Raw genomic sequence first — 11,682 nt, forward strand, 5'->3', positions numbered from 1 at the left:
GGAACAGCCGCTAGTTGCCAGACGACGCGGCGCGCGCCGTTGCGACGATGAAAGCATGATCTGTGTCGAACGGGCCGCCGAACGCTTCGCGTCTGCTGGCAGCTTCGGGACTCAGCGGAGGGATTGCACGCAGCTCGTCCTGTCGTGCGAACTCGGTCATCACAGCAGAGAACGATCCTGGCTGCATTGACCGGTCGAACACCAGTTCGCGAGTTCGACCGACCATCTTCCAAACCCTGACCTGCAGATTCGCTTCAGGAAACGTCGGCTGATTCTCAGCGAGCGCAAGGGCAGCCTGTACCGCACAGTGACCCTGATTCTTCGCGCCCAGGACGGTGACTGAGGTTTGCGGATCAGACGGCCCCACTGGCACATCGAGGCGGACAACGAACTCCTCGGCATGGTGCTCGATCTGCTTCACTGCCAGTTCGGACACGACGTCTGTCATACGACCCCCTATGAGCGATGTGTGCTGGTCCGACTACGGAACCGACGCAATCCTAGATGGTACTTCGTTGCAAAATGCTGGTCAGAGATGGTGCGAGTCGTGCTGGTGACGGCGGTCGTCTCGATTATCGAGTTCGACAACACTGCAGGAGCCGAGCTTGAGCAGTCGAAGCAGCAGCCCCGGACCTACTGGAGATCCGGGGCTGCTGCACACGAGAATGGCCAGAGGGTCAGTACGGAGCCCCGCCGTCATCACCGTGTGCCGCCGACACCGAGACCGGAGTTCGAGTGTCGAGACCGACCTCTGCGCCGATAGCGTTGATTTGGTCGACGACATCGCCGGCATCGGGAGTGGGGTCGACCGTATCGGCCACCGCCCCCTCGGGAACCTCCACGATGTCGATGCTCTGATCGTCGCTCGCGGCGGCATCCTCGATTTCCCTGCGACGTAGCGCTTCCACAACGGCTTCGTAGTCGGTCTCGATGCGCGGTTTAGCTGTGGACACGCCCGCCAGGATGACTTCGTCTATCTTGGCCCTGGTCAGAGCGACATAGAGCAGTCGCTTGTAGGACTCATCCTTGCGAGTGCTCGACGTCTCAGGCTGAAGCACGACCACGACGTGGTCGAACTCCATACCTTTGACACCGTGGACCGTGGAGACCATCAGCTTCGGGTCGCGAGCTGCCATCTCTTCCTTGCGAACCGCGTTCTTCTGTCCAGTGAGGGAGTTGCGGATCGCGTTGTTGCGAATCTCGTAGTCCAGAATCGACTTTCGCAGGTGAAGGAAGAAGTCGGCGTCGGTCATCATGCCTGAGGCGACCATCTGCAACCAGGCTTGGCAGACACTGTTGGTCTCCCTCCACCAGTCCACCAGCGCATCGTCCAGGATCCGTTCGGCGACCTCGGTATTCCGAGGTTCCAGAGAGCCGATCTGAAGACGAATCTGCTGATGGAAGGTGAACGGGGCCACCGCGGGCTCCACGCAGGTCACCTGGTCCCAGTACCGAGCGATGAAGGTCGAAAAGGTCTTCATGCTGTACGCCCGATCGCTGACGAGGTTGTGTACGGCCTCGTCCGGGAACAGTTCGACCAGCACCTCCTGAGCCATCTTGGCGTGACGACGAGTCTGGCATAGCACCACCGTGGTCTCACGGGCTGCGAGATTATCGGTGAAGTACTTCTTGAGCTCGTCCCCACGGAAGTACTGCTTGAGGTTCTGGTCGAAGGCCCGCTGTGTGCCACAGGATTTGCTGATCAACCGCACCGACTTCGTGAAACTGTCGGCAGTGGAGGCGTTCACCGAGTTCGCCTGCAACTGGATCTTCGTGAACCGATTGGCTTCGATGTCACTCAGGTGAATGTTCGCGAAGTCGAGGATCTCCTGAGCCGAACGGTAATTCGTCGACAGCTTGCAGACGGTGAACACACCGGACGCCTCGAGCGCGGAAAGCGCCTTCGGGTTGGCCGCACGAAACTCGTACAGGGTCTGGCTGGCATCGCCCACCATGTACAGCGCGCACTGATGCTTGGCCGCGTACCGCATCGCGTACACAAACTGAAAAGCGCTGTTGTCCTGGACTTCGTCGATGATCAGATAGGCCGGGCTGGGGTAGGGCTCCACCAACTTATCGATGAGCAGATACGAGAGAATGATCTCCAGCTCCAGGGTTGTCTGACCAATCGTGTTCAGAATGGTCACGACCTCGCTGGTATACCGCTCGATGAAGGCCGACATCGCGATGATGTCCGCATTCGTCTCCTTGACGATCGACTTGCCGACCAGCCGATGAAACTCACTGAGGACCGGGTCGGTCTCGACCTTGGGTCCGAAGTAGATACCCAGCGAGTTCTGGATCGTCTCCATGGTCGACAGTTCCTGATCCGCGAAGTTGTGCGTGTAGATCTCGTGGATCATTCGGGCGATCGTCTTCGACTCGATCCCCGGATTGCGATCTCGGATCTCGTCCGCTGCAGCGTTGGTGAACGACAACGCCAGGATGGAGCTCGGCACAACCGAGCAGCCCAGGGTAAGCATCCTGATGCGCTCGGTGATCGTCCAGGTCTTGCCTGCACCCGCGCCGGCCACGACCATTACCAGCGGATCGGTCGTCTCGACCGCAGCACGCTGCTGGATCGAGGCGTAATCAGGAATGGTGTATCGAGCAGGATCGACGGGCCCGGGCACCGGCAGTAGGTGCTTGACGGCGTTGAGCCGCTGAAGCTCGGCGTTCTGCTTGAGCTGCATGTTGCGCGAGATCAGCGCCGCCGAGACCGGCCCGGAATTGTCCAGTGCCAACAGCCCTGTGTAGATCGCGGTGTATGCCTCGAGAGGCGTTGCGAAATTGTCCAGGAAACCTAGCTGACGCCCGGCCGGATCCATGTCGGTGATCTCGACAGTGGTTCCGTGGACGCCGGCGAACCAGTGCAGCGCGGCGTAGAGCCGAGTGACGTAGGTCAGGATCGGCTCAACGATCAGTTCGGTCTGAAAAACCTCCGCTGCGCTGCACAAACGCTCATAGACCGAGTAATGATCCAGCGACCATGACATGAACGCCTTCTTGTCGAACGCCGGCACTGCGACCGAACGGCCGACCAGGTAGGCCACGGTGGAATCGATCATCTCGGCCAACGTCTCGGGAACGTTGAACGAGTAGGCGATCTGAACGAACGAGTCGACCCCTTCGAACTGCAGCGGATCGTAGAGGTTGACGTCGGTGACTGCAGCAACCTGGGAGATCGACGGCGCGGTGATGGGATTCCCATCGCCATCGAGCAGCGCGGTGACGCCGTCGACGTCGTAGAGCTCGTCGGTGTGCTGGGCCTCGGCGATCGCGAACAGTTCGATCCGATAGCGGATGTGTGTGGTCTTGGTCCAGACGTTCTTGCCGGTGCTGGCGTCCATCACACCGCGGTCACGCAGCACCACAAGCTGAGGCTCCAGGTTGAGCCACAACCGGTAGCCGGCGACACCGTTGCCGAGCGCCGCGCTCACATCGAACATGTTCTGTACCTGGCGAACTGAGACCTTCTTCAGCTTCTTGACCTCTTCGAAGTGAATCGTCGGAGGCACCGGAAACCGGTAGAGGTAGGGGGTCGCCTCGAGTTCAGCGGCGCTCTGACCGACCCGGGAGCGTTCGACGTCGACGGTGTAGACGCGGCGCAGGGCTTCCTCGAGGTGCATTTCCAGCAGAGGCTGGGTGACAAGCGTGCGGACCGAGGTCTCGCCGTCGATCTGCTCTTTGGTGGGAGCATCGACTTTGGGAATCGGATCGTAGCTCAGATCCGGGTTCGCCGGATGTACAGCGACGTCGATACGACCACGGCCACCACCGGTACCGGTGACGTCCTTGTGGAAATCCTTCGGGGTGTACTTGGGTCCGAGCGCAACCTGGTCGAGCAGGTCGTCTTCAATCACGAGCGGCTGGATCGGCATAGCCGGTCTCCTTTGCGGAAGAGTCAGTGGTGGTGTCTGTGCGGGGAGCGCAGCTCGCAACGGTGCGTGGCGATCCAGCCGGCACGTTGCCCGGCTGGTGAGCTGTCTCTAATCCCCTCCGGCGCGCCCCGTGGGCGCGCAGTGCGTCGTATCCGATCTCGAAGCGGCCGGCGGGGTTTCAGCTACGGGTTGTAGTGCTTGAAGAGAGGCCGGGGTCCAGCGGGAGGTGACCCTGGTTGCCACTCGCCGGCGGGCGCGGTCTCGTGGACCCCGGAACTCGTCGTGGTGAGAGATAAGCAAGCCCACCGGCGAGAAAGAGCGAGGGAGAGGATGACCGGTCGGGGATCAGCTCGGCTCCAGTGACAGCAAGGACAGAATGCGGTCTTCCTCGTCCGAACCCGTGGGGAGCCAGTCGGCGAAGAGGACGTCCTCGGGGTATGTCGCTGAGAGGTCGTTGGTGAGCAGTCCCGACAGGGAGGGTTCGTCCGCGACACGGCGGATCGAGTCGACGGCCTCGGACTGTGAGCGCTGCTCTTCGTGAACGGTCAGCGCCTGATCGACGAGCAGGATCAGAGCCTGCTCGAGCGAGAACAGGCCACCGCCGTTGATCGCCCACAGGAAGGCCTCGGTCGCCGATTCGCCATTCTCACGATGGAGGTTCTCGGTGGAGATCAGGCGGGTCGCCGCGGCCTCGGTCAGGTCGTGCACATAGTGGCTCAGGGCAAGTTGCGGGGATGCCATAACGCGTCCTTTCGGTGGGCCCTCGCACGGCGGCAGGGCAATGAGTTGGGGTGTGGGCCAGAGCGAATGCTGATCTGGCAGAAGAGATGTCGAGTGAGTAGGCGCAGGCGAGCCCGGGAGTCAGTCGTCGCCGTAGTGGTTGGCGATGTAGTCATCGATCTCGAGGTCGATCGTCGAGACGGCAGTGCAGGGGCGGCCGATGTGGGAGGCGATGGCTAGGCGGTAGGCCGACCGGATGTCGTCTATGAGCTCGAAGATCACGGCCTTGGCGTCAATGTCGGCGCGGCCGCATAGAGCCTGATCGAGGTCGTGCATGATCTCGTCCGGAGACCGGGCGAGGGACGGTTCTGTGGATGTTGCGGACATAGTTGGCCCTCCCATCAGCAGGTGGGGATGTCGGATTGGATCGGTCAGCAGCTGCGACCAGATACGCAACAGGGGCCCCGCTGCCGGCGGGACCCCTGCTGTGCGGATGAATCAGATGCTTGGATCGAGAACATCCTCGATCCAGTTCCGGACCGTTGCTTCGGCCGGCCGAGCACCTTGGGCGGGAACATACGTGCTCTCGACGAACTCGGCGATCTGATCGTCGTCGAGTTCCTCGGGGAGAGATGCTGCCAGGAACGGATTGCTCCGCTCGATGTCAGCACGAAGCCGCAGGAACGTTGCGGCGAGCACGTTGGCATAGGTCTCCCGCGAGATCACGTCGAACGCAACGATCCATGAGAATCGACCCAGTAACTCTGGCTCGAATCCGGCGCCGGTATGTGACGCGGTGAGAGCCTTCGTGAGTTGCTCGCGGGAGAGCGAGTGCGCGCCGGTAGGCGCGGGACCGCCGGTGAATCCCAACGACATACCGCCCTTCGAGATCGATTCGCGGCCTGCGTTGGTGGTGGCGATGATCAGAGACTTCGAGAAGTCCACGGTCTTGCCGGAGGCCATTCGTACCGAACCTTCCTGCAAGGCGGACAGGAAGATTCGCTGTACATCGCGATGGGCCTTCTCGAACTCGTCGAGAACGATGACCTGCCGAGGATTGGCATCCAGCGGGTCGAACGGCATCTCCTTGTTCGACTCGGAGCCGACATAACCGGGGGCCGAACCGAGCAACCGTGTGATCGATGGGGGCTCGGAGAACTCAGCCATGTTCAAGATGATCGGTTCGGTACCCATCATCGAGTGCGCGATCTGTCGGGCCACCTCGGTCTTGCCGACCCCCGAGGTGCCAGCGAACATCCACCCCAGGGGTTGACGGCGAGGAAAGATGCCTCGGGCGTCCCTGCGCAGCAGAGTGATTGCGCGAGCACATACCTGGTCCTGCCCCTGAATCCGAGACAGTGCCTGGGCCAGCGCCGCCTCGTCGAACGCGCGAGGCACGGCGTCTGAGCCGTGCATGCTCTCCGCAACCTCTTTGACGACACCTCGTGTCAGCGGCAGGGAATCCCCCGGTGCCATCAACGCAGCCAGGTCGGGCTTGTGTCGCTTGATGGTCAGTCGCGCCAACGATCGATCGAGCAATGTCAGGGCACTGTCCGGGCGGTGCAGTGTGGTCAGATGCTCGTCGGCGAGGGCGATGACATGGTCGAGGACGGTCTCGTCGGCGGAGACGGCGTTTTTGTAGTGAGTGATCAGGCTCGGGAGCACAGTCCCCAGCACCTGCCTGGTCTGATCCTGATTCAGTTCGGAGACTCCGACACGTGTGAAACGTCGGGCGAACGCCGGGTCGCCGGCGAGTCGACGACCCTCCTGATCGGTGGTGGCCCCGATGACTCGGAGATCACCTCGTGCGAGAGCCGGTTTGAGCGACTGGGCAAGTTCTTCATGGGAACTCGAGCTCTGGTTCCCAGCAGGGACGAGCTGGTGGATCTCGTCGATGAACAGAATGGCGCCGTTTTTGGGCTCCTTGGCGAAAGCGATGAGCGCTTCGATCTTCTGCTCCATCATGCCGCGGTACATCGTGCCCGCTACCAGCGACGACAGACTCAGTTCGTAGATGGTCTTGTTGCGCAGGCGAGGCGGTACGGTCGGATCCTTCGTGGCGATCCGGCGGGCGAGCTCCTCGACGACGCGGGTCTTACCGACGCCGGCCGGACCGAGCAGAATGGCACTGGGCTTGTTCTTGCTGATCAAGGCCGCCGCAGTCCGGTCGATCACCTCGTCGCGAAACTCGGCGGGTAGAGCGCCGGCGAACTTGTCGTTGTAGTCGATGAGCATCGACTTGGCGACTTCGTCCGGGTCGTCGGGAGCCGCGGCGCCCGGGAGCAGACCGCCCATGATCGCACCAAGTGCGCTCGATGCGGCTGAGCCTGGCGTCGCGCCGGAACCGGAGCCGGCGGAGTCATCGTCATCTTCGGAGAAGTTATGGATGCCTTTGGCCACGATCTGCGGTCCGGTACGCAGAGCGGTGTGCTGGTGTGTCATGGGAAGGTGTGTCCTCTCAGAGGTGAAAGTGGGGCACGATGACGACCACTGCTCACGTGGTGAGCGCCGACGCACAGGGGGACTGGTGATCGGACGGACGATCACCAGTCCCCCTTCACGGTGGGAGTTACGTGGCGTTGGGCGAAGCCCCCGCGTAACCCATGCCGAGGATCTTCGTGTCGATGTCGGGGTCGAGCGGACGCATCGAGTTGATGAAATGAGAGCAGTTGCTCTTGACCGATTCCCAGCTGTACGAGCTCGAACGATCGAACGCAGGGAGGTAGACGATGTTCTCCGGGTGGGTGAACATGTGCGAGGAGTTGGCCACCCAGCCGAAATCGGTAGCCACCACGTTCAGTCGACGCCGACGATCAGTGCTGGCCTGGATGAAGTCGTAGACCAAGCTGAAGTCGTTGCCGCCCCCGACCTTCGGAACCGACTCGATGAGCTTCCTCATCTGAGGTACAGACTTGCCCTTCACGGGCAAGAGGATTTCCGGAGCGAGTAGGTGGCTGTGCGAACTGAAGTAGAAGTTCATTTGGAACTTCTTCGCCATCATCATCAGGAACAGGGCACCGTCCATGTAGTCCTGCAAGCTCATCGAGCCTGAGGTGTCAGGGAAGTAGTGCACATCGGGCTTGAAGTTTTGACGAGTGGTGATCCCGGGCACGTCCGGGTTGTCCGGGCGACGCCGATTGGGGCGAGCGAGGGTCTTCTTTTTGTGGAGCTGGATGTTCTGAGACTTGTTGACCGTGGCCATCCGATCGAGCTTGGTTCGCAGATCGTTCAGGATCTGCGCCGGCGGCGGCGCGGCCGCCGAGAAGTCAGCCGCCTGCGCGTCGCGCTTGCTGTCCCTGTCGAGCTGGTTCCGTGAATTGACAGCCGTCCGCTCGGCGTTGCGCAACCGGGACGCCGCGGCCCCCAGCCGGGTGATCGTTTTCATCGACATCACCTTCAGCCCACTGGTGAGCTGACCGGTGACCCAGGTCCATTCCTTTTTGATCTCCGAAGGCGTACGCCGGGCGTGTGCGTCGAGATTGACGAAGACGATCGTCTCGGGACAGATGACTTCGGTGAGATCGAACGGCAGCAGTGCGGCGTGAGCCGGAGCGGACGAAGCGGCAGCGCTGACCTGTTCGGTTCTGACGAACGAGAACAGCGAGTGGACAACGAGGCGAGCGAAGGAATAGTCCTCGGTCGGGACGTTCGCCCGTGGCCGTAGACGCAGGGCTTCAGTGAGATCGGTGAGAGTGATGGCCGCACACTGACGGCATTTGTCGAGCACGTCGGCGCTGACCTTGCCACTGGCGTGCAGGGCTGACGCCACCTCCATCAGGTGCTCGCCGAAACGAGTGAAAGTGTCAGGCCCGAGCATCGCGACACCCAGGGTCGCAGGTCGGAATGCAGCGGCCAGCGATACGAAGAACTGTGTCCATCCAGCATCACCGTCGTCGTAGGCGGTCGGTGACGAGCCGTCGCCGATCACACTGAGTAGTTCCTTCGCCGAAGGCGATACCGCGTTCTCCGCTGAATAGATCACTCGGCCCGGCGCAGGGGCCGGCAGACGTAGTTCGCCAAGTCCTTGGTTGAGAAAGACCTGACGGATGTAGGGGTGCGAGCTGCGAGAGATCGCCGAAGTCGTCTGCGCGAGAAGATCCAGGGCCGCAGCGTTGTTCTCCGGAGTATCACCCGGTGTCCCGCCGCTGAAGCTGTCAACGAGGATGGGGGTCGCGAGCAGCTGCCCGAGATCGGCAGGTGTGACGGCATTGCCCGAGACGGAGTCGACGGCGCGGGCCGGCACGGCGGGAGTCAACGGCTGCAGCAGGTGGTCCGCAGCGAACGTCGCGAGGACCGAACCGAATCGGTATTCGGCACCGGGGTCGGCCGGATCGGTGGTCAACGGCGGCGGGAAGTCGTGGGGGCTGATGCGATGCGGGGCTTGACCCGAGATCGTGATTGCCATGGAGATGGCCCTTTCTTGGTGTGCGAGAGTACGTCTCGGTTGTGTGTCGCCATGCCCGGGACACCGACGCCCCGGATCGCACTGCGCGATCCGGGGCGTACGGCGGCGTTCAGGCTGCGAGGAACTCGTGAATCGGAGTCAGCGAGACGACGAGGGGTTCGGTCGACTTGCCGAGGAAGTAGCTGACGGAAGCCGGATTGAGCACTCCGGAGGTCCCGCGGTTGAGCAGAACGCTGCGCTGGTCCTTGTTGAGGGTGGACAGTGCACCGATTTCGAGAATCCGGTCAACCACCTGCGTGGTGAGCGTGTTTTCGCCCTTGGTGGTCAAGGCGAAGATCAGGACGTCGGCTTGCTTGTCGGTGTCGAGAGAACTGATGATCTGCTCGATCTGATTCTGGGTGGTCGCCGCTCGCAGCTTGTCCCAGGCAGCCGGACGCGAAACGCTCATGGCGCCCGGTCCGGACGTGGCCGCCGGCGCCAGCAGCGATGCGAGAACTTTCGCGTGCACCTCGGCGGTGAATGCGGTGTTGCCTGTGTGGGCGAGCATGCCGAGCATCAACTCGGTGGTCGTCTGACCATCGGGACTGACGGCTTCTTCGACAGCCAGCTCGGCCATCACCGTCGGACCGAGCTCGTTCATCCACAGGTTGAGACCTTCGATGGTACGCGGAGCGGTGTACTGACTCATGTCCTGCGAGTCATCCATCTGACTGGCGAACTCGGCCATCTCACGGTCGGACACAGCGGTTGAACTGCTCGGGTCATCAGGGTCTTCATCGGCGACCGTCACCATGCCCACCGGTGTCGGGCTCTGGAGCACCCAGTCGGGATGCTCGGTGAGGACATCGCGGATTGCTGGCTGCAGATCCTCGCCGAGCAGGTTCAGGAGAACCTTGGCATCGGGACGGACGGGGTAGAGAGCGAAGCGAGTCAGCGACGCCGAATCCAGCATCGAGATGTTGCCCTTGTCGTTGCCGGTGACGATGAAGCGGATGTTGTCGGCGAGCTTGAGATTTCCGCAACGACGCGAGGTCAACAAGGTCAGTGCCGCGGACGTGACATCGGAGCTGGTGCGATTGATCTCGTCGAGAAGGATGACGACCAGCGTGTCGGGATGCTCCTCGGCGTAGTCGTTGGCTTCCTGGATCGTGTAGTGCGGGAAGAAGATCTGGACGAACCTGTTCGGGTTCGCCGGGTCGGGTACGGTTCGCACACCCGTGAGGTCCGCGGCATCGGACAGGGTGTTGACGTCGATCGAGAAGACTGCGAAGTCACCGTTCTGGGCGAGGGCGTTGACCGCCATCGTCTTGCCGATGGCCGGCGGGCCGAGCAGGCAGGGCGCCACGCGCGCATTGCGGAGGTCGGGTCGGAGATGGCGCAGGATGAAGTCGTCGTTCAAGAGAAAGGTCATGTCTGTGATCTCTTTCGTGTCGTGTTGAGGTGTGGCGTTGAGAGGAGGTCTGAGCGCAACTGAGCAGTGCCGCGGCCGTGGGGCAGACACCAGCTCCGGACATCTCCGGTTGCGCCTTCGGCGCGATCGTCGCGTCAGACCGGCGAGGCGAGCGAGCACCATCACTCACCCACCACCGCCTGTGGAATTTCAGATGTCCAGGTGCTCTAGGGCTTCAGCACAGCGTTTGAGCAGGTAAGTGGTTCCGGCGCGACGTTCGTCATGCTTCATCCGGGGAGGAAGAGTCTCGCGGGCCACATGGTGAACGAGACTCAGTAGCTGTCGCTTGTCCTGTTCAGGATCCTGTGTGCCGATGCCGGTGATTCGGCTGATGGACTGCCGGATATGGAGCTTGTTCTGGCTGATGGCTGCGATCCGGATCAGTCGAGACATCTCCCACCGTGAGGTGTCACCAGCGAAATCGTCATGAAGATCCTTGGCGGGTTCTCTGCCGAGTACGTCGATGACCTCACGGCCTATGTCGATGGACATGGTCGTCGGATCGAGGTCGCCCTCGACAAGACTGAGCACCTGATCGAACTCACCAGAGGTTCGATCGCCGGCGGCCGTGCCGCCGGGCGCTATCTGGACCAGCTGCCCGAACACACCTTCCCACGTCAACTCCTCGCCTCGTGTGTTTGATGCCGCGGAGACCAGACGCTGTGTGGGGATTGGGTTTCGCGAAAACGTGATCCAGTGATAGAGCAAGACTTCGTACCACCGTTGGGGGTGTTGCAGCTTGGTCGCGTGCACTGCTCGCGGAAACAGGGCGATATTGGTTGGCGCTGGCAGCACAAGGTGGTACCCGCGGCCGGATCCCGACATCTCTGCGTACAGAGCTGAGGGCTGTGGAGAAGCGGTATTCCCGGTGACCATGCGCAAGAGCTGATCGGTCACGTCTGGGGGGCAACCCGGCTCAATGTCCAGAACCATCAGACCCGATGAGCGCCAGTCGATATGGGTAGCGACATTGCGCGCATTCGGAAGCGCCGCGGTCAGTTCACCGAGGGTCATCAGCTGCGTATCGGCATCCGAGAGTCGAGCCCCGTGGACCTCGTTGCAGTCAGGTTGATTGCAGCGTGGGCATACCGGTCCGCCATCCAGAGCAGACACGATGTCCACGGGGCGTTTGTCGAAGTCGGAGACCGTCCACAGTCGTTGTGGAGCAAGGATCGAACGAACGTGGCGGTTCCCGTAGAACTCCGGGAACCGCAAGATCGGATCAG

At 61.9% G+C, this 11,682-nt stretch carries 8 protein-coding genes; all 8 read right to left on the reverse strand.

Going from position 1 to position 11,682, the window contains the following annotated elements:
• Nucleotides 1-10: 10 nt before the first annotated feature.
• The 8 genes from KTR9_RS00535 to KTR9_RS00570 all read right to left on the reverse strand — a co-directional run bounded on the left by KTR9_RS00535 (nt 11) and on the right by KTR9_RS00570 (nt 11,578).
• Nucleotides 11-448 carry a hypothetical protein gene (locus KTR9_RS00535; protein WP_014924736.1) on the reverse strand — a complete coding sequence of 146 codons (438 nt, stop codon included), beginning with the start codon at nt 446-448 and terminating at the stop codon, nt 11-13.
• A gap of 229 nt (nt 449-677) precedes the next feature.
• Nucleotides 678-3,881: a UvrD-helicase domain-containing protein gene (locus tag KTR9_RS26430; protein ID WP_014924737.1), complete on the reverse strand. Its 3,204-nt coding sequence runs from the start codon at nt 3,879-3,881 to the stop codon at nt 678-680.
• Nucleotides 3,882-4,226: 345 nt separating this feature from the next.
• Nucleotides 4,227-4,622, reverse strand: coding sequence for a hypothetical protein (locus KTR9_RS00545; RefSeq protein WP_014924738.1), 396 nt, complete (start codon nt 4,620-4,622; stop codon nt 4,227-4,229).
• Nucleotides 4,623-4,742: 120 nt separating this feature from the next.
• The gene (locus KTR9_RS00550) at nt 4,743-4,988 is read right to left on the reverse strand and encodes a hypothetical protein (RefSeq protein ID WP_044505530.1); all 246 of its coding nucleotides are present in this window, start codon (nt 4,986-4,988) and stop codon (nt 4,743-4,745) included.
• 111 nt (nt 4,989-5,099) lie between these two features.
• Nucleotides 5,100-7,043: an AAA family ATPase gene (locus KTR9_RS00555; protein ID WP_014924740.1), complete on the reverse strand. Its 1,944-nt coding sequence runs from the start codon at nt 7,041-7,043 to the stop codon at nt 5,100-5,102.
• A 127-nt stretch (nt 7,044-7,170) separates the two neighbouring features.
• The gene (locus tag KTR9_RS00560; RefSeq protein ID WP_014924741.1) at nt 7,171-9,006 is read right to left on the reverse strand and encodes a hypothetical protein; all 1,836 of its coding nucleotides are present in this window, start codon (nt 9,004-9,006) and stop codon (nt 7,171-7,173) included.
• A gap of 109 nt (nt 9,007-9,115) precedes the next feature.
• Entirely contained in the window at nt 9,116-10,417 is a 1,302-nt protein-coding gene (locus KTR9_RS00565) for an ATP-binding protein (protein ID WP_014924742.1), read from the reverse strand.
• 189 nt (nt 10,418-10,606) lie between these two features.
• Nucleotides 10,607-11,578 (reverse strand): hypothetical protein, encoded by a 972-nt coding sequence (locus KTR9_RS00570; protein ID WP_148281125.1) that lies wholly within the window; start codon nt 11,576-11,578, stop codon nt 10,607-10,609.
• Between the last annotated feature and the right edge of the window lie 104 nt (nt 11,579-11,682).

Origin of the sequence: Gordonia sp. KTR9 (genome assembly GCF_000143885.2) — a bacterium.
GTDB lineage: Bacteria > Actinomycetota > Actinomycetes > Mycobacteriales > Mycobacteriaceae > Gordonia.